We start from the raw sequence: 18,687 nt of genomic DNA on the forward strand, positions 1-18,687 counted from the left end.
TACCCAACTCCAATCAATCAATGCGTTTTAATCGACAATACAAATAATATAAGACGCGTGAGATGTCGCCCGGTGATTCGCTTTCTGGTGTTTTTTCGATCTTTCCGGGTTTTAAATTCCTATCGATCAAGCTCGCCATCGGGGATAGCAACATGTCGGGAAATCACAATCATGACGGTTGTTGCCAGACAGTTAAGTTTACTTCCAGATTATTCTTATCATCCGATAACCAGATAATGCCGTCCTGAATCGTTGCCTGTAGTGTCATGGTGCGATCGGCAAAGGCACTCACTTTTGCCAGTTGCTCGTCGTCCAGATACCAGACGGAAAGATTGGCAAACTGCGCGCATTTGTTCTGATTTTGCTGCCACCAGATCTGCGCCGCCCGACTATTATAGGCAAACAGCGCCACTTCCGCGGCCTGGGTGCAGGCTTTCTTAATTCGCCGCTCGTCCGGCAGCCCCAGTTCAATCCACAAATCAATACCTAAATGATCATTACGCAGCCACGCTTCCGGCTCGTCATCGGCACACAAACCACGGGTAAATTGCAGACGTTCATCGGCATATTTCAGCCATGCCAGAAGGCGCAGCATCATGCGCTCCTGAGTTTCTGAAGGGTGGCGCGCCAGCGTCAGAGAGGCATCGAGAAACTGGTTGCGGTCAAGATCGGCCACATTAACCGTCGCTTTATAAATTGTCGCTTTAAGCGCCATAAGAAAACTCCTTTCGAATCAGGAGGCCATTGTAACGGAATACGTGCAGTTGCGGCGCTGATATTGCAGAAATGAGTGTGGTATAGTCACCTTGCGAAACAGGGTTTATCTTCGTAGGCTTAGACTTGCATCCACGGTTAAGTCAGAGTGCTGACAGGAGGGCATGTGGAAAAATATTGTGAGTTAATACGCAAGCGGTACGCGGAAATCGCCAGCGGAGACTTAGGATACGTTCCGGACGCGCTGGGCTGCGTTTTGAAAGTGCTGAATGAAATGGCTGCCGACGATGCCCTTTCAGAGGCTGTCAGGGAAAAAGCAGCATACGCTGCGGCCAACTTACTGGTGAGCGATTATGTCAATGAATGATACGTATCAACCTATCAATTGTGATGATTACGATAATCTTGAGCTCGCCTGCCAGCATCACCTGTTGCTGACGCTGGAGCTGAAAGATGGCGAAAAATTGCAGGGTAAAGCCAATGATTTAGTGTCCCGCAAAAATGTGGAATATCTGGTCGTCGATGTCGCTGGCGAAACCCGCGAGTTGCGCCTGGATAAAATTACCAGCTTTAGCCATCCGGAAATCGGTACGGTAGTGGTGAGTGAGTCCTGATTCACTTTTGCCGGATGCGACGCATAGCGCGTCTTATCCGGCTATGCTGAACTAACTATTTCTCTGCCAGAAAAAACTTACACCAGCCTCATCTTCAGCAAAGCCTTCACGTGTAACAAAAATTCCCGCTGCCGCAATCAACGTTTCGCCATAAAACAGCAGTGGCGTAGTATCACGCAGCCACGGCGGCACGCCCAGTTCCTGCCAGATTTTCTTTAACTTACGTCCACCGTTGCGCCCGACAATGTGCAGCAATCCCGACGCTTTGAAACGCACGCTGACCGCTTCATCTGCACGCGGAGGGCGAATATCGCCTCCCGCAGTAAACTGCACACTTCCCAGATCAACCGGTAATTCCAGCGGCTGTTGCCACGCCAGCCACGGCACAATGGTTTCGCTTTGTCCGGCAACGGATTTAATCCACCACAGTTGCGACAGATAGCGACGGATTTCAAACGCGCCAAAGCGCAAACAGGGGGAAGCATCTTCCCGCGCCAGTGCAACTTCTTGCCAAATCCGTACCAGCGCATCGCGGGAAGGCATCGGCGCATTCAGCCCAGCCAGCCAGCGGCGGATAATCGCCGCGCGGCGGACATCGCTCATCGCCATCATTGGCGCAATCTGTAGCGTTCCCTGCGACGTTTGGCAGTGCGCTAAATCATCCGCCAGCAGTTCATCCAACAGGCTCTCTTGTTCAGCGCAAAGCGTGGCGCTGCGTGCCGTTGCTTCGGCAAAATGCGGCCAACGCTGCTGTAATAACGGCACCACGTGCAGGCGCAGGAAGTTACGATCGTAGCTATCGTCCTGATTACTTTCGTCTTCAATCCAGCGTAAGCCATGTTTATGTGCCCACTGCTCCAGCTCTCCACGTGTGCGAGTGAGCAACGGGCGGATAAGCCGGGTTCCGGCAAAATCAGATACTTCTCCCATAGCGGAAAGCCCGGCAGGGCCACTGCCACGTTTTAACGCCAGCAAAAAGGTTTCACATTGATCGTTAAGATGTTGTGCAGTGACCAGAACTTCTCCGGGTAACAGCGTTCGGGCAAATGCCTGATAACGCGCCTGCCGTGCCTGGGCCTCAATGCCTAACCCCTCTTGCGCAAGCTGCACGCGCTCAACCACCAGCGGCACCTGCCACTGCTGGCAGATATTTTCACAATGCACGACCCAGGCATCAGCATTAGCACTTAAACCGTGATGCACATGGATAGCGCGTAACGTGACGTCCGGATTTTCAGCCCGCCACTGCACCAGTTGATGCAGTAAAACGGTGGAGTCCAGTCCGCCACTAAAGGCCACCAGAATCTGGCGTGAGGCGAGAAGTTGAGTATTCAGCGTGAGTGTCATGATAGTGCGAATCTACAATAGAGATGCCCGGCACGTTACCGGGCAAATGCGGCGATGACAAGCCTTACTGCTCATACAGTTCCAGTGGCAGCCCGTCAGGATCGTTAAAGAACGTAAAGCGTTTTTGCGTATACGGGTCGACACGTATCGCTTCACATTTCACATTATGGCTTTCAAGGTGCGCCACTGCCGTATCAATATCATCAACGCTAAATGCCAGATGGCGCAGGCCGCAGGCTTCCGGTCGGCTGGGGCGCTCCGGTGGGAATGGAAATGAGAAAAGCTCAATCACGTACTGCCCGTTAAGCGCCAAATCCCCTTTCCACGAATCACGCGCTTCGCGATAAACTTCGCTTTGCAGCGTGAAGCCGAGAATATCGCAGTAGAAGGCTTTGCTCACCGCATAATCCGTCGCAATAATCGCAATATGGTGAACCTGTTTTAAACCCAACATAGAATCTCCTGCATTGATATGATACGCACGTGCATCGCTATATATTGATAATACGCACAAATTACAGGAAAGATGAATCAGACATTTATACTCGTCATACTTTAAGTTGCATGTGCTGCGTCTGCGTTCGCTCACACCAGTCACTTACTTATATAAGCTCCTGGTGATTCACTCGCTTGTCGCCTTCCTGCAACTCGAATTATTTAGAGTATACTCTGATTTTAAAACAACATCTCAAACGCCTGTAATAGCGGTTGAGATGCGGTTTGGTGAAGCGCTTTGCGGGAGATTACTCTGCGCTATTCTTGCTAACACTCTCGGCAATGCGGCGCAAATATTCGTTATTCTTAAACGCTATCATAATTAATTCGAAAGTCATACGACAGCTTATAAGGCCAATGACGGTATAAGCTACCCCTAAGATAATGTTTCCGCTAAATATGGAGAAGACACCGCCTATCAGTGTCAGCACCATAGCCAGCCAGTAAAAAAACACCAGAACACGCGGCATAAGAAGATGATCGAATCCTAAAATTGCTTTCATATTTTATCCTTAAAAATTCTATGAGATTGATAAATCTATATTATTTTTGACCACTGTGTATATTTGTATATGCCTCCGAAATCGGAGTTATCAACATGAGTTCAAGAATTTTATGGCAGGGGAAAACGAAAGAAAGATTATCTAAATGTATTTATAATATGACTAAATAAACTACATAGAAAAAAAGGCCACCGAAGTGACCCTTTTCAGAAAATTTGCTGATTACGCGTAACCGTAGCTCATCAGTCGCTGATAACGACGATTTTTTAAATCTTCAGTGCTTAACACGTCGAGATCGGCCAGATCCGCCAGCAGTTGCGCTTTCAGAGACGCAGCCATCTCTTCCGGGTTACGGTGAGCGCCGCCCAACGGTTCCGGGATGATGGAGTCAATCAGTTTCAGTTCTTTCAGACGCGGAGCGATGATGCCCATCGCTTCAGCCGCCAGCGGGGCCTTGTCTGCGCTCTTCCAGAGGATAGAGGCACAACCTTCCGGCGAGATAACGGAATAGGTGCTGTATTGCAGCATATTCACTTTATCGCCCACGCCAATGGCCAGCGCACCGCCAGAACCACCTTCACCGATAACCGTACAAACGACCGGTACGCCGAGGCGAGACATTTCACGCAGGTTACGCGCGATGGCTTCAGACTGACCACGTTCTTCTGCGCCCACACCCGGATAAGCCCCAGGGGTGTCGATAAAGGTGATGATTGGCATCTTAAAGCGTTCAGCCATTTGCATCAGACGCAGTGCTTTGCGGTAACCTTCTGGCGCTGGCATACCAAAGTTACGACGAATTTTCTCTTTGGTTTCACGGCCTTTCTGATGACCAATAATCATCACCGGACGACCGTCAAGACGGGCGATACCACCGACGATAGCTTTGTCATCTGCATACGCGCGGTCGCCTGCCAGTTCGTCAAATTCATCAAATGCCAGGCGAACGTAATCCAGGGTATAAGGGCGCTGTGGATGGCGTGCCAGTTGGGCAATCTGCCATGCACCGAGATCGGCGAAGATTTTACGCGTCAGTTCTACGCTTTTTTCACGCAGACGATGCACTTCTTCATCGATGTTAATATCCAGTTTCTCATCCTGGCGGCTAACCGCAGTCAGAGAATCGATTTTCGCTTCCAGCTCTGCAATCGGCTGTTCAAAATCAAGGAAATTCAGACTCATAGTATTCCTGTATTAGTCAAACTCCAGTTCCACCTGCTCCGAACCAATGAGGCCACGGAGATCGTTTAACAAACGATCGCTCGGAGAGACACGCCACGTCGCGCCAAAACGCAACCGTGCACGTGCATCCGCCCTCTGATAGTAGAGATGTACTGGAATTGTCCCAGAGCGGTGGGGTTCCAGAGACTGACGGAGTCGGTTTAAAAGCTGGTCATCAATTTGCCTGTCCGTCAGCGAGATAGCAAGCCCGCGAGCATATTTTTCCCGGGCTTCGTCAATATCCATCACTTCGCGAGCGGTCATTTTAAGCCCACCGCTGAAGTCATCAAAGCTGACCTGTCCGCTGACGATAAGTATGCGGTCTTTTTCCAGCAATTGCTGGTATTTATCCAGGGCGTCAGTAAATAACATCACTTCCAGCCGCCCGGAACGGTCATCCAGCGTGCAGATACCGATACGATTGCCGCGCTTGGTGACCATAACCCGCGCGGCAACAACGAGCCCCGCAGCCGTGGTGACTTTACCACGTTCTGTCGGGTGCATGTCTTTCAGCCTTACGCCTCCGACATAACGCTCAATCTCTTTTAAATACTGGTTGATCGGGTGGCCCGTCAGGTACAGACCCAACGTTTCGCGCTCCCCATCTAACACCACCTGCTCCGGCCACGGCTGGCAGCTAGCGTAGGATTGTTCAATTTGTTCCGGCTCTTCTGCCAGCACGCCGAACATATCGGCCTGGCCGATGGCTTCCGCTTTCGCGTGTTGATCTGCCGCTTTTAACGCATCGCCCAGCGAGTTCATTAACGCCGCGCGGTGTGGCCCCAGGCGGTCAAATGCCCCTGACATGATCAGTTTTTCCAGCACCCGCCGGTTCAGTTTTTTGGTGTCGGTACGGGCGCAAAGATCAAACAGTTCGCGGAAGTAGCCACCTTTATTACGGGCTTCGATGATGGCCTCAATTGGCCCTTCACCCACCCCTTTGATAGCGCCAATACCATACACGATTTCCCCGTCATCGTTGACGTGGAAATGGTAAAGACCGGAGTTTATATCTGGCGGCAGGATTTTAAGGCCCATCCGCCAGCACTCATCCACCAGGCCAACCACTTTCTCGGTATTGTCCATATCGGCAGTCATTACCGCCGCCATAAACTCTGCCGGATAGTGCGCTTTCAGCCATAACGTTTGATAAGACACCAAAGCATAGGCCGCAGAGTGCGATTTGTTAAATCCGTAACCCGCAAATTTCTCTACCAGGTCGAAGATTTTCATCGCCAGTTCGGCATTGATGCCGTTCTTTTCTGCACCTTCGGCAAAAACAGAACGCTGCTTGGCCATCTCTTCCGGCTTTTTCTTACCCATCGCACGACGCAGCATATCCGCGCCGCCGAGGGTATAGCCAGAAAGTACCTGGGCAATCTGCATTACCTGTTCCTGATACAGGATAATACCGTAAGTTGGCTCCAGAACCGGTTTCAGGCTTTCATGCTGCCACTGCACGTCTGGGTAGGAGATCTCCTCGCGACCATGTTTACGGTCGATAAAGTTATCCACCATCCCTGATTGCAACGGACCTGGGCGGAACAGCGCCACCAGTGCGATCATATCTTCGAAGCAGTCAGGTTGTAGACGCTTGATCAAATCTTTCATGCCGCGCGATTCAAGCTGGAATACCGCTGTGGTTTCCGAGCGTTGCAGCATGTCGAAACTTTTCTTGTCATCCAGCGGGATCGCGGCGATATCCAGCGGCGGCTCGCCATTTTTCGCCCGCCGCTTGTTGATCATCTCCAGCGCCCAGTTGATGATGGTGAGAGTACGCAGGCCGAGGAAGTCGAACTTCACCAGTCCGGCGTATTCAACGTCGCTTTTATCAAACTGAGTGACCGGATGTTTGCCTTCTTCATCGCAATAAAGCGGCGCAAAATCGGTAATTTTGGTCGGCGCGATAACCACCCCACCGGCGTGTTTACCCGCGTTACGGGTAACCCCTTCCAGTTTACGCGCCATGTCGATCAGCGCCTTAACTTCTTCATCCGCTTCGTAAATTTCTGGCAACTGCGGCTCGGCTTCAAACGCTTTCGCCAGCGTCATCCCCGGATCTGTCGGGATCAGTTTCGAGATACGATCGACAAAACCATACGGATGCCCCAGCACGCGACCTACGTCGCGGATCACCGCTTTTGCCGCCATCGTACCGAAGGTGATGATCTGCGATACCGCATCGCGACCGTACATGTCCGCCACATGTTCGATAACCTGGTCGCGTTTCTCCATACAGAAGTCAACGTCGAAGTCAGGCATGGAGACACGTTCCGGGTTAAGGAAACGTTCGAACAGCAGGTCGAATTCTAGCGGATCGAGGTCAGTGATTTTCAGCGCGTAGGCCACCAGTGACCCCGCACCGGAACCACGGCCAGGCCCTACCGGTACACCGTTATCCTTCGACCACTGGATAAATTCCATAACGATGAGAAAGTAGCCTGGGAAGCCCATCTGGTTGATAACCTGGAGTTCAGTATCCAGACGCTCGTCATATTCCGGGCGGCGCTTAAGACGTTCTTCTTCGTCAGGGAATAAAAATGCCAGACGCTCTTCCAGACCTTCTTTTGCTCGCTTAACCAGATAATCTTCGGTGCTCATGTCCCCGGTCGGGAACTGCGGCAGGAAGTATTCACCAAGACGCACGGTCACGTTACAACGTTTGGCAATCTCCACGGTGTTAGCAAGAGCTTCCGGGATGTCGGCAAACAGCTCGCACATCTCCTCTTCGCTACGCATATATTGCTGCGGCGAATAGTTACGCGGACGTTTGGGATCGTCGAGGGTAAAGCCGTCGTGGATCGCGACGCGGATTTCGTGCGCGTCGAAATCACTGCTGTCAATAAAGCGCACGTCGTTGGTTGCCACAACAGGCAAACCGCGCCTTTCCGCCAGTTCCACCGCCGCGTGCAAATAGCTTTCTTCATCCGGCCTGCCGGTGCGAATCAATTCGAGAAAATAGCGATCCGGGAAGTGCTCTTCATAAAACGCGACACACTCATCTACCAGTGCGCTGTTACCACGCAAAAGGCTGCGCCCGACGTCGCCCATGCGTCCGCCGGAGAGGAGGATCAACCCTTCGTTTAATTCGATAAGCCAGTCGCGATCGATGATCGGCCCGGCGGCACCATACCCGCGCTGATACGCTTTTGAGATCAGCAACGTCAGATTCTGATAGCCGGTATTGTTCGCCGCCAGCACCGTCAGGTGGGTTAACTCATCACCCAGCAGGTCGCACTGGACATTAAAATCCGCCCCGACGATAGGCTTAATCCCTGCGCCATGTCCCGCTCCGTAGAACTTCACCAGACCGCAAAGGTTGGTGAAATCAGTGATCGCCAGTGCCGGCATCCCCAACGCCGCCGCCTTTTTTACCAGCGGTGCGGTTTTTGCCAGACCATCGATCATCGAGTAGTCGCTGTGCACCCGTAGGTGAACGAAACGTGGTTCAGACATCTTCAGATTCCGGTTTACTTAATCTCGACACAAGAATCAGGACGCAAGTCCCAGTGCGCGTTTGACAGGGCCAAAGCTGCGCCGATGGTGTTCGGTCGCACCGTGTTCAGCCAGTTTTTCCAGATGAAAAGCCGTTGGATACCCTTTGTGTTGGGCAAATCCATATTGTGGGTAAATGATGTCCAGCTCCGCCATTTCAGCATCGCGTGTCACTTTCGCCAGGATAGACGCCGCACTGATTTCCGGCACGCGACTGTCGCCTTTAACAACCGCCATCGATGGCATCGGTAATTTCGGGCAGCGGTTACCATCAATCAACACATATTCCGGCGCAATATGCAGCCCCGCTACGGCACGCTGCATCGCCAGCATGGTTGCGTGTAAAATATTCAGTTCGTCGATTTCATGAGGTTCCGCGCGACCCAGACTCCAGCTTAACGCCTTCTCTTTGATCTCTTCACAGAGCGCCAGACGGCGTTTTTCACTCAGCTTTTTGGAATCATTCAACCCGACAATCGGGCGCGCCGGATCGAGGATCACGGCAGCGGTAACGACCGCACCGACCAACGGCCCGCGCCCAACTTCATCCACACCTGCAACAAGCTGCGTATGCGGATAAACAAATTCGATCATTGTGCTAACTCCAGAACGGCCTGCGCCGCCTGCTCATCGGCATTGCAGCGGATCTGCTGATGCAGCTCGCGGAAAGTGTCGTGCATCGCATGGCTGGTTTTACCATTCGCCAACAGCGGTAACAGCGCCGCAGCCAGTTTTTGCGGCTCACACTCTTCCTGCAATAACTCTTTGACTAACTCTCTGCCCGCCAGCAAATTTGGCAGTGAGACATAATCAGTTTTCACCAGCCGCTTCGCCAGCCAGAAGGTGAAAGGCTTCATACGATAGCCCACCACCATCGGGCATTTCGCCAGCATACACTCCAGTGCTGCCGTGCCCGACGCCAGTAGCGCCGCATCGCTGGCGACCATCGCCTCACGGCCCATCCCATCCAGCAAATGAACCGACAGGTCTGGCGCGACTTCAGCTTTGATGCGTTCAAACTGCTCGCGGCGTTTGGCATTCACCAGCGGCACCACAATCTCAAGATCCGGATATGTCTGGCGCAAAAGCTGGGCCGTTTTCAGGAAATCGGCACTAAGCATTTCGACTTCCGCGCCACGGCTCCCCGGCAGCAACGCCAGGCAGTGGGCATCGTGAGGGATCCCCAACACATCTCGTGCGGCATTTTTATCTGGATCTAACGGCATGGCATCAGCCATTGTGTGGCCGATAAAACGGCACGGCACGTTGTATTTGTCGTAAAACGCTTTTTCGAAAGGCAGAAATGCGAGGACTAAATCAGTGGCTCTGCCTATTTTGAAAACGCGTTTCTGTCGCCACGCCCACACGGACGGACTGACATAATGAATGGTTTTGATACCCTGCTTTTTGAGGTTACCTTCGAGGGTAATATTGAAGTCAGGCGCATCAATGCCAACAAAAACATCTGGCTTCAGTTCGCCAAAACGCTTTGTCAGATCGGCACGAATATGCAGTAAGCGACGCAGACGACCAAGCACTTCAACAATGCCCATCACCGCCAGTTCTTCCATTTCGTACCAGGCTTCGCAGCCTTCAGCCTGCATCCGTGGCCCGGCAACACCGACAAAGCGGGCGTTGGGCACACGTTCTTTCAGAGCGCGGATTAAACCGGCCCCCAGGATATCGCCGGAGGTTTCTCCGGCGACCAGGGCAATCGTTAATGGACGCTGTTCAGCCATTAACGAATCAGACCGCGCGTTGAGCGAGCAAAGAAATCGGCAAAGGCTTTCACTTCCGGATGCGTTTCCGCCAGTTCAGCAATTTCCGGTTTCACTTCATCAAGCGTTTTACCGCTGCGATAAATCAGCTTGTACGCATTGCGGATAGCGGTAATCGCCTCACGGCTGAATCCGCGGCGCTTCAGCCCTTCGATATTGACACCGAACGGCGTTGCGTGGTTACCCTGCGCAATGACATAAGGAGGGACGTCCTGTGCCACACCGGAGCAACCGCCAACCATCACATGCGCACCAATGATGCAGAACTGATGGACTGCGGTCATGCCGCCGATGATCGCAAAGTCGTCTACCGATACGTGCCCCGCCAGCGTTGCGTTGTTGGCGAGAATGCAGCGGTTACCTACCGTACAATCGTGCGCAATGTGCGCATTGATCATCAGTAAGTTGTCGCTGCCCACCTTCGTCAATCCACCGCCCTGGACTGTGCCACGATGAATGGTGACGCTTTCGCGAATGCGGTTACGATCGCCAATCTCCACACGGGTCGGTTCGCCAGCATATTTCAGATCCTGGTTAACTTCACCGATGGAGGCGAACTGATAAATCTCATTGTCGCGGCCAATTTTAGTATGACCATTCACGACAACGTGAGATTTCAGTACGGTATTCTCACCAATTTCGACATGGGGTCCAACGATACAAAAAGGACCAATGTGAGCGTTGGCACCAATCGACGCGCCCTCTTCCACAATGGCGGTTGGATGCACAAAGGCGGATTTATCAATCACGTATCAGGCCTCCCGGCTACGAGCACACATCATCGTTGCTTCGCAAACTACCTTACCGTCGACCAGAGCAACCCCTTTAAAACGGGTCAGGCCACGGCGCGTTTTTTCGAAAGTGACTTCCATGATCATTTGATCGCCTGGTACAACCGGGCGCTTGAAGCGCGCTTCATCAATACCGGCGAAGTAGTAAAGTTCACCCGGTTCCAGTTTTCCTACGCTTTTAAACGCCAGAATACCTGTTGCCTGTGCCATAGCTTCCAGAATCAGCACTCCCGGGAAAATCGGTTTTCCAGGGAAATGGCCCTGGAAGAATGGCTCATTGACAGAGACATTTTTAACTGCGCGCAGAAAACGACCTTCTTCAAAATCCAGCACGCGATCCACCAGTAAGAATGGGAAACGGTGCGGTAGAAGTTCTAAAATCTCTTCAATCTGCAGAGTATGAGTGTTAGTAGTCAAGATACTCTTCCTGTCAAAATATAAGAAACGATAATAATAACACGGCCTGCCGCAATCGTAAGAATGAGACAGGCCGTAAAGTTTGGCGAACAATAGATGGAACGTTAGTCTTGCTGATTAACCTTGCGCTCAAGCGATTTCAGACGCTTGCTCATATCATCAATGTTCATCACCAGTGCAGCGGTTTTGCGCCAGACTTTGTTGGGTTGCAGCGGAATGCCTGAGGAATAGACGCCAGGTTCAGTAATAGGACGCATCACCATACCCATGCCCGTAACCGTCACTTTATCGCATATTTCCATATGCCCGTTGATTACGCTGGCACCGCCGATCATGCAGTAACGACCAATTTTCAGGCTGCCCGCCATAATGACGCCACCGGCAACCGCCGTATTGTCGCCAATCACGACGTTATGTGCAATCTGACACTGATTATCAATGATCACGCCATTGCCGATCACCGTGTCATCCAGCGCGCCGCGATCGATGGTAGTACAGGCACCAATCTCCACGCGATCGCCAATAATCACGCGACCAATCTGTGGGATCTTCACCCAGTTACCACGATCGTTGGCATAGCCAAAGCCGTCTGCACCGATCACAGTTCCGGATTGGATCAGGCAATTCTGACCGATCTGGATCTCATGGTAAATGGTTACGTTCGCCCAAAGGCGCGAACCTGCGCCGATTTTGCTGTTTTTACCAACGAAGCAACCGGCACCGATAATCACGTTATCACCCAGCTCAACGCCGGACTCAATGACCGCGTTAGCGCCAATTGAGACGTTGTTACCCAGCTTCGCCGTTGCATCAATCACCGCACTTGGTGCAATGTTCTGCGCGGGCTGCGGCGTGGTATCTAAAATTTGCGCCATGCGCGCGTAAGTCAGGTAGGGATTCTTCACTACCAGTGCGGCACTTTTCGCGAAAGGAAGATCGTCCTGGGTCATCACAACCGCGGACGCCTGGCACAAGCCTAAATGTTCACGGTATTTAGGATTAACCATGAACGTAATATGACCTGTTTGTGCAGATTGCATGGACGCAACGCCGGTGATGACGATATCGCCATCACCGTGTAGTTCTGCATCCAACTGCTGCGCTAAATCAGCCAGTCGAATTGAAGGCATTACTTATTTAACCTGTTTCAGTACGTCGGCAGTGATGTCTTTTACATCGCTGCTGTTGTAAGCAACGGCGTTTGCATCAACAACCAGATCGATGCTCTGGCTGCTGGCAACGGATTTCACAGCAGTCTGGATACGAGTAACCAGTTTGCCGCGTTCTTCGTTGGAACGACGTGCGCGATCTTGTTCAAAAGCCTGCGCTTTCTGAGCAAAAGTCTGGCGCTGAGCCATCACGTCTTTTTCCAGCTTAGTACGATCGCTACCGGCTTTCATGGACTGCAGCTTTTTCATTTTAGCCTGCAGATCGGTTTCCATACGCTGCAGTTCGCTGGCACGGCCTTTGAACTCATTTTCCAGCGTGTTAGAAACACCGGTTTTCTGTGCTACCTGCTGGAACAGGCTACCCATATTGACGATTGCAATTTTGTCAGCCGCCTGAGCAGAAGTTGCCAGTGCTAAACCGAGACCTGCAGCTAATAACCACTTTTTCACAATAAACTCCTTACCATCCCATTTGCACCGGAAGGTGCAGTTCTTTGCGTGGCCCGGCGATCTTATAAAGATCGCCAAAAGTCATCGCTACACTACCACTACATTCCTTTGTGGAGAACACTTACCAGGTTTTACCAATGTTAAACTGGAACTGTTCTGCTTTGTCTCCATCGTACTTTTTGAACGGCTGGGCGTAGGAGAACACCAACGGCCCCAATGGGGACATCCATTGTAATGCGATACCCGCAGACATACGGATATTGCTTGGATCACTATAGTCCGGATATCCAGAATATTGGCTGGAATCCCAGTTTGTATCCCAAACAGTACCCATATCCCAGAAGAAGGAAGTGCGGACTGAGTTAGCATACTTGTCGCTAATGAACGGTGTCGGGGTGATGAGTTCGAGGCTGGCAACCGCCATGGCGTTACCGCCTACAGCATCATCCGATTTACACAGATCTTTTGCGCCGTCCTGAGTCGCACATTCGTAGTCGTAGTCCGGATCATAATTACTGGCCTGATGCGGGAAGTAAACCGCTTTCGGACCAATGGTGTTGGACTGGAAGCCACGCACGGTGCTGGAACCACCGGCATAGAAGTTTTCATAGAACGGCATCTCTTTGCCGCCTAAGCCATCACCGTAACCCCAACGAGTACGGCCCAGCACAACCCATTTGTGATCGTCGTCGATCGGCACATAGGTCGCCGTGTCTAACGTCACTTTGTAGTATTCGTTATCCGATCCCGGAATGGTCACTTTACCCGTCAGGTTGACACGCGAACCATCCGTCGGGAAGTAACCACGGTCGAGCTTGTTATAGGTCCAGCCATAGTTGAACGTGAAGTCGTCCGTTTTGAAGCTGTTATCTTGATCAGAGGTGCTCGGATGTTCACCCATAGAGTAGAGATAACGCCACATCGCGACCTGCGGCTGCATGTTAGACAAGGAGTTATGTACATAACCCAGACCTGCACGCAGCGAGTTGTATTCGTTAACCGGGAAGCCTAACGTCACGTCTGTACCATAACTCTTGTTGGTATAGTCGGACAGGTCGGCATCATCTGCCTGGAAGTCATTATAGAAGACACGACCACCAAGGCTTACGCCATCTACAGTGAAGTATGGGTTGGTAACGGACAGTTCAGCATAGGTCTGGTAATCGTTTTTAGTACCGTTAATACCAACAGCATAACCCGTACCTAACCAGTTATCCTGCTGTACGCCCGCCTGGAAGCTCACGCCACTTTCTGTACCGTAACCAATACCGAAGTTGAAGCTACCGGTGTTACGTTCTTTGACCTTGTAAACCACATCAACCTGGTCCGGACTACCCGGAACACGTTGGGTATCGGTATCAACCGTTTCAAAGAAGCCCAGACGATTCAGACGTTCTTTACCCTGATCAACCAGATCGCTGCCTAACCAGGCACCTTCCATCTGGCGCATTTCACGGCGCAGGACGGCATCTTTCGATGTGTCGTTACCTTCAAAACGGATCTTACGCACGTAGAAACGGTTACCCGCATCGACATTCACACGTAATTTAACGGTTTTGTCGGCATCGTTAATTTCAGGCATCGACTGTACGCGCGGATAGGCATAACCATAGCGACCGAGAAGCTTTTTAATATCATCTTCCATTTTGGTCACTTTGGTGCCGTTATACAGCTCACCCGGCTCGATTTTCGTCAGTTGCTCAATTTCAGCGGAGTGGCCGGCAAGATTGCCGCTCACTTCAACACCAGAGAGCTTATACTGATCGCCTTCGGTGATGTTCACCGTGACGTAGATACCTTTCTTATCCGGCGTCAGACTGACCTGAGTCGAGTCAATGTTGAAACGAGCATAACCGCGATCCAGATAGTAACTGCGCAGGGTTTCAAGATCGCCCGCCAGTTTCTGTTTCTGGTATTTACGATCACCTACCACGTTCCACCACGGCACTTCGTCACGCAGTTGGAAATGAGAGATCAGTTCGTCGGTGGTGAAAGCATGGTTACCAACAATGTTGATTTGCTGGATTTCTGCTGACACACCTTCCTGGAACACCAGTTTAAGGTCAACACGGTTACGCGGCAGTGGTGTCACGACAGCTTTTACGCTGGCGCTGTATTTACCGACGCTGTAGTAGAAGTCTTCCAGACCTTTTTCGATATCAGCAATGGTGGTGCGATCAAGAGATTCGCCCACACGCACGCCAGAAGCCTCGAGGTTTTGCTTCAGCATGTCATCTTTCACCGATTTGTTACCGGAGAAAGTGATGCTGGCAATGGTCGGACGTTCTTTTACCTGAACCAGAAGGGTATCACCATCACGAAGGACGCGAACATCCTCAAAGTTGCCGGTAGCAAACAGAGCGCGAATGGTATTACTGATATCTTCATCATTAACCGTGTCGCCTGTGCGCACCGGCATACTGAGGAGGGCCGCACCAACGGCGACACGCTGAAGGCCTTCGAAATGAATGTCTTTCACTACGAACCCTTCAGCACCGTATACGGTGGCGCTGCTAAACAGCAGCGACGCTATGAGCAACTTTTTCATCGCCATCGTTATTATGCGTTCTTCCTAACTAACTCTCATAACCGAGAGAAATCATTGAAAAGTGCAAGCCCCATTAACAACACCAGCAGAATCGAGCCAATGCGATAACAAAAGTCTTGAACCCGCTCGGATACCGGTCCGCCCTTGATCTTTTCGATCGCAAGGAACAGCAGATGCCCCCCGTCAAGTACGGGCAACGGAAACAGGTTAATTATCCCTAAGTTCACGCTAATAAGCGCAAGAAACGGCAGATAATAAACAACCCCGAGTTCCGCTGTCATCCCAGCCCCCTTGGCGATAGAGATCGGCCCACTGAGGTTGTTCAGTTTCACATCACCGGTGATCAATTTTCCCAGCATACTGACCGTCAGCTTCATCAACTGCCACGTTTTGTCCGTGGCTTCGACGATGGCGTTGAACGGCCCATACTGGCGTACAACTTTATACTCATCTGGCAAAGGAATGACTTTCGGCTCAATACCGACAAAGCCAATCGCCTTGCCATTACCCGGTTTGCTCTCCGGGACTAATGTTAAAGACAAGGGACTCCCCTGCCTTTCAATTTCCAACGCTAAGGCTTTACCCGGGTTATCCCGGACAAGCATCACAAACGCCACCCATTGCGTTAATGGCTGACCATCGACTTTAACGATCCTGTCGCCTGCTTGCAAACCCGCCTTGCTTGCCGCTGAGTTTGGCTGCACATTTTCCAGTACAGGTTCAATTTGCGGCCCACGGGGACGAATCCCCAAAGAAGATACAGGATCTTCTTTATCAGGCTCAAACGCCCAGTGACGTAAATCGAGCCTTACATCGCGTCGCTGGTCGCTGCCGAATGGTGCTACGGTAACGGTGGTACTTTCATCGCCAATTTTATCGACCAACTGCAAACGCACAGCATCCCAATCAGGCGTTTCGATACCATCAACGGCTTTTAGTTCCGTACCTGGTGCAATTTGTGCTTGCGCAGCTATCGAGTTGGGCAATATTTCGCCAATCACCGGACGAACACCAGGCACGCCAATGATAAAAACCAGCCAGTAGGCAAAGATAGCAAAAATGAAGTTTGCAACCGGACCTGCGGCTATAATCGCCGCACGTTGGCCGACAGATTTATTATTGAAGGCCTGGTGGCGGAGTTCCGGAACAACCGGTTCTGCGCGCTCATCCAGCATTTTGACATAACCGCCCAACGGAATCAGGGCGATGACATATTCAGTGCCTGACTTATCAGTCCGGCGCCAGAGCGCCTTACCAAAGCCTATCGAGAATCGCTCAACGCGGACACCACAACGCCGGGCAACCCAGAAATGACCAAATTCATGCACGGTGATAAGCACACCCAGTGCAACGATGAACGAAGCCAAATCCCAGAGAAAACTCAGCATAATACCTTCCGTCAAAGCGTCCTGAATACCAGCAACAACAGACAAGCAAAGACCGGCACCGCAGCCGTCAGGCTATCAATACGATCCAAAATACCGCCGTGTCCTGGAATTAAATGACCGCTGTCCTTAATTCCTGCTTCACGCTTAAACATGCTCTCGGTCAAGTCGCCTAACACTGAGGCTAACGCCGCGACAATAGAGCAAATGAGTAAGGTGATAGGTGCAACGTTCAAATTCGCCCACATGCCGTAACCCCATGAGATTACCGCTGCGGTCGCGAGTCCGCCAATAAAGCCCTGCCAGGTCTTGCCTGGAGAAACCTTCGGTGCCAACTTATGTTTGCCAAACAATTTGCCAAACATATATGCGCCAGAGTCGGCTCCCCAGACCAGGATCATGACATAGAGCAGCCATATCGCGCCACTGTAATGATTCTCGTCATAGTGCCATGTCCGTAACGCCAGCATGCCCCAAAAGAAGGGAACAATGGTTAATACACCAAAGATAATGCGCAATGTTTTGGAGTTTCGCCAGATTGCCGCAGAACCGGGGTAGAATAACACCAATAACAACGCAGCAACCCACCAGCCAAGCGAAGCCCAAAGCGAGACTTCAACCAGCGGTTGATGGATATTTCGGTGATATTCTGGCAACAGAAAAAGCATCAGCGCCAGCAATAACCCGCACAGCACCGCCAGCCATACCCGCTGCGAGCGAGTGGTAAAACCGCTAAGCTGTCCCCATTCCCACGCTGCCAGCATACAGACCACCAGCGTAACAATAGCGAACCCCACCGGCGGCAACAGAAACAGTGCCGCGATGACTACGGGTATTAAAACAAAAGCAGATATCAGGCGATACTTCAGCAAAAGCGACCCCCATCAGGCTGTTTCATCACCAGGCTCGGTGCCGCCGAAACGACGCTCTCGATTAGCAAAGGCATTTAACGCCCCTTCAAAGTCTTGTTCATCGAAATCGGGCCAGAGAACATCTGTAAAGTAAAGTTCGGCATAGGCAATTTGCCAAAGCAAAAAGTTACTAATGCGATGCTCTCCCCCAGTCCTAATTACTAAATCTACAGGGGCCAGTTCATGCATACAGACATGCTGGTTTAGCATCTCTTCATCTATCTGATCCGGTTGCAGATTTCCTTGCTGCACCTTTTCAGCCAGTTGCCTGACGCCCTGGACTATATCCCAACGTCCACCGTAGTTCGCCGCAATATTCAACGTCAGACCGGTATTCCCGGCAGTTAACGCTTCAGATTTACGAATACGTTCTTGCAAACGCGAGTTAAAGCGACTGGTATCGCCAATAATACGCAGACGCACGTTATGCCGATGCAGGCTTTTTACTTCGCTATCAAGCGCCCACACAAACAGTTCCATTAACGCACTGACTTCCTGCGCTGGTCGGTTCCAGTTTTCACTACTAAAGGCATACAGCGTTAACGCCTCAATACCGTTGTTGGCCGCAAAAGAGACCGCCCGACGGACCGATTTAGCCCCGGCTTTATGCCCGAAGGCGCGAATTTTCCCTTGCTTTTTTGCCCAGCGCCCGTTGCCATCCATAATGATCGCGACATGGCGACAGCCATGAACTGGCAATTTTTCGCTAAGTGGTTGAGTAGCAGACAACATCACGCGTTTCTTATTCCCTGAAAGGGTTTACGGTACTCAGGAATACTGAAGCCTATACAAAAAAAAGCCGTGTCAAACCACGGCATACCTGACCTTAGAAAGCCAACTACTTACGAT

At 51.4% G+C, this 18,687-nt stretch carries 18 protein-coding genes; 2 read left to right on the top strand and 16 right to left on the bottom strand.

The features are described from left to right. Positions 1-169: 169 nt before the first annotated feature. Positions 170-715: a YaeQ family protein gene (locus tag C0K55_RS10540; protein WP_001185278.1), complete on the bottom strand. Its 546-nt coding sequence runs from the start codon at positions 713-715 to the stop codon at positions 170-172. Positions 716-880: 165 nt separating this feature from the next. Between C0K55_RS10540 and C0K55_RS10545 the strand changes: the two genes are divergently transcribed. Both C0K55_RS10545 and rof read left to right on the top strand, forming a co-directional pair. Continuing rightward, the gene (locus tag C0K55_RS10545) at positions 881-1,081 is read left to right on the top strand and encodes a YaeP family protein (RefSeq protein WP_000417058.1); all 201 of its coding nucleotides are present in this window, start codon (positions 881-883) and stop codon (positions 1,079-1,081) included. After that, positions 1,068-1,328 (top strand): Rho-binding antiterminator, encoded by a 261-nt coding sequence (gene rof / locus C0K55_RS10550; RefSeq protein ID WP_001517780.1) that lies wholly within the window; start codon positions 1,068-1,070, stop codon positions 1,326-1,328. The genes C0K55_RS10545 and rof overlap by 14 nt, the downstream gene beginning before the upstream one ends. A gap of 51 nt (positions 1,329-1,379) precedes the next feature. Here rof and tilS read toward each other — a convergent pair whose 3' ends face one another. The 15 genes from tilS to ispU all read right to left on the bottom strand — a co-directional run bounded on the left by tilS (position 1,380) and on the right by ispU (position 18,570). Next, the gene (tilS, locus tag C0K55_RS10555; RefSeq protein WP_105267035.1) at positions 1,380-2,675 is read right to left on the bottom strand and encodes a tRNA lysidine(34) synthetase TilS; all 1,296 of its coding nucleotides are present in this window, start codon (positions 2,673-2,675) and stop codon (positions 1,380-1,382) included. Between the two features lie 64 nt (positions 2,676-2,739). Beyond that, on the bottom strand, positions 2,740-3,129 hold the full coding sequence (locus tag C0K55_RS10560) for a VOC family protein (RefSeq protein ID WP_000901101.1): 390 nt from the start codon (positions 3,127-3,129) through the stop codon (positions 2,740-2,742). Between the two features lie 289 nt (positions 3,130-3,418). Further along, on the bottom strand, positions 3,419-3,673 hold the full coding sequence (locus C0K55_RS10570; RefSeq protein ID WP_000644312.1) for a DUF4282 domain-containing protein: 255 nt from the start codon (positions 3,671-3,673) through the stop codon (positions 3,419-3,421). Between the two features lie 222 nt (positions 3,674-3,895). After that, complete coding sequence (gene accA / locus C0K55_RS10575; protein ID WP_105266587.1) at positions 3,896-4,855, bottom strand: acetyl-CoA carboxylase carboxyl transferase subunit alpha; 960 nt, start codon at positions 4,853-4,855, stop codon at positions 3,896-3,898. 12 nt (positions 4,856-4,867) lie between these two features. Continuing rightward, positions 4,868-8,350, bottom strand: coding sequence for a DNA polymerase III subunit alpha (dnaE, locus tag C0K55_RS10580; protein ID WP_105266588.1), 3,483 nt, complete (start codon positions 8,348-8,350; stop codon positions 4,868-4,870). 36 nt (positions 8,351-8,386) lie between these two features. Then, positions 8,387-8,983 (bottom strand): ribonuclease HII, encoded by a 597-nt coding sequence (gene rnhB / locus C0K55_RS10585; RefSeq protein ID WP_000569435.1) that lies wholly within the window; start codon positions 8,981-8,983, stop codon positions 8,387-8,389. Further along, complete coding sequence (gene lpxB / locus C0K55_RS10590) at positions 8,980-10,128, bottom strand: lipid-A-disaccharide synthase (RefSeq protein ID WP_000840596.1); 1,149 nt, start codon at positions 10,126-10,128, stop codon at positions 8,980-8,982. The genes rnhB and lpxB overlap by 4 nt, the downstream gene beginning before the upstream one ends. After that, positions 10,128-10,916, bottom strand: a complete 789-nt coding sequence (lpxA, locus tag C0K55_RS10595) for an acyl-ACP--UDP-N-acetylglucosamine O-acyltransferase (protein WP_000565976.1) — start codon at positions 10,914-10,916, stop codon at positions 10,128-10,130. Before lpxA ends, lpxB begins: the two co-directional genes overlap by 1 nt. Positions 10,917-10,919: 3 nt before the next feature. Further along, positions 10,920-11,375: a 3-hydroxyacyl-ACP dehydratase FabZ gene (fabZ, locus tag C0K55_RS10600; RefSeq protein ID WP_000210739.1), complete on the bottom strand. Its 456-nt coding sequence runs from the start codon at positions 11,373-11,375 to the stop codon at positions 10,920-10,922. Positions 11,376-11,479: 104 nt separating this feature from the next. Then, positions 11,480-12,505: a UDP-3-O-(3-hydroxymyristoyl)glucosamine N-acyltransferase gene (gene lpxD, locus C0K55_RS10605; protein ID WP_001139277.1), complete on the bottom strand. Its 1,026-nt coding sequence runs from the start codon at positions 12,503-12,505 to the stop codon at positions 11,480-11,482. A gap of 3 nt (positions 12,506-12,508) precedes the next feature. Further along, entirely contained in the window at positions 12,509-12,994 is a 486-nt protein-coding gene (gene skp / locus C0K55_RS10610) for a molecular chaperone Skp (protein WP_000758958.1), read from the bottom strand. A 121-nt stretch (positions 12,995-13,115) separates the two neighbouring features. Then, positions 13,116-15,548, bottom strand: a complete 2,433-nt coding sequence (gene bamA / locus C0K55_RS10615; RefSeq protein ID WP_001240903.1) for an outer membrane protein assembly factor BamA — start codon at positions 15,546-15,548, stop codon at positions 13,116-13,118. A 29-nt stretch (positions 15,549-15,577) separates the two neighbouring features. After that, positions 15,578-16,930, bottom strand: coding sequence for a sigma E protease regulator RseP (rseP, locus tag C0K55_RS10620; protein ID WP_105263337.1), 1,353 nt, complete (start codon positions 16,928-16,930; stop codon positions 15,578-15,580). Between the two features lie 11 nt (positions 16,931-16,941). Further along, positions 16,942-17,799, bottom strand: a complete 858-nt coding sequence (gene cdsA, locus C0K55_RS10625) for a phosphatidate cytidylyltransferase (RefSeq protein ID WP_000922453.1) — start codon at positions 17,797-17,799, stop codon at positions 16,942-16,944. Between the two features lie 12 nt (positions 17,800-17,811). Then, entirely contained in the window at positions 17,812-18,570 is a 759-nt protein-coding gene (ispU, locus tag C0K55_RS10630; protein ID WP_001517776.1) for a (2E,6E)-farnesyl-diphosphate-specific ditrans,polycis-undecaprenyl-diphosphate synthase, read from the bottom strand. Positions 18,571-18,687: the final 117 nt, after the last annotated feature.

Origin of the sequence: Escherichia sp. MOD1-EC6098, assembly GCF_002965865.1 — a bacterium.
Lineage (GTDB): Bacteria > Pseudomonadota > Gammaproteobacteria > Enterobacterales > Enterobacteriaceae > Escherichia > Escherichia marmotae.

What these genes read in the sequence shown, in the direction of transcription:
- lpxB (WP_000840596.1), bottom strand. Translation starts at nt 10,128, where the DNA reads ATGGCTGAACAGCGTCCATTAACGATTGCCCTGGTCGCCGGAGAAACC.
- C0K55_RS10560 (WP_000901101.1), bottom strand. Translation starts at nt 3,129, where the DNA reads ATGTTGGGTTTAAAACAGGTTCACCATATTGCGATTATTGCGACGGAT.
- C0K55_RS10540 (WP_001185278.1), bottom strand. Translation starts at nt 715, where the DNA reads ATGGCGCTTAAAGCGACAATTTATAAAGCGACGGTTAATGTGGCCGAT.
- dnaE (WP_105266588.1), bottom strand. Translation starts at nt 8,350, where the DNA reads ATGTCTGAACCACGTTTCGTTCACCTACGGGTGCACAGCGACTACTCG.
- tilS (WP_105267035.1), bottom strand. Translation starts at nt 2,675, where the DNA reads ATGACACTCACGCTGAATACTCAACTTCTCGCCTCACGCCAGATTCTG.
- rnhB (WP_000569435.1), bottom strand. Translation starts at nt 8,983, where the DNA reads ATGATCGAATTTGTTTATCCGCATACGCAGCTTGTTGCAGGTGTGGAT.
- rseP (WP_105263337.1), bottom strand. Translation starts at nt 16,930, where the DNA reads ATGCTGAGTTTTCTCTGGGATTTGGCTTCGTTCATCGTTGCACTGGGT.
- bamA (WP_001240903.1), bottom strand. Translation starts at nt 15,548, where the DNA reads ATGGCGATGAAAAAGTTGCTCATAGCGTCGCTGCTGTTTAGCAGCGCC.
- accA (WP_105266587.1), bottom strand. Translation starts at nt 4,855, where the DNA reads ATGAGTCTGAATTTCCTTGATTTTGAACAGCCGATTGCAGAGCTGGAA.
- ispU (WP_001517776.1), bottom strand. Translation starts at nt 18,570, where the DNA reads ATGTTGTCTGCTACTCAACCACTTAGCGAAAAATTGCCAGTTCATGGC.
- C0K55_RS10570 (WP_000644312.1), bottom strand. Translation starts at nt 3,673, where the DNA reads ATGAAAGCAATTTTAGGATTCGATCATCTTCTTATGCCGCGTGTTCTG.
- lpxD (WP_001139277.1), bottom strand. Translation starts at nt 12,505, where the DNA reads ATGCCTTCAATTCGACTGGCTGATTTAGCGCAGCAGTTGGATGCAGAA.
- rof (WP_001517780.1), top strand. Translation starts at nt 1,068, where the DNA reads ATGTCAATGAATGATACGTATCAACCTATCAATTGTGATGATTACGAT.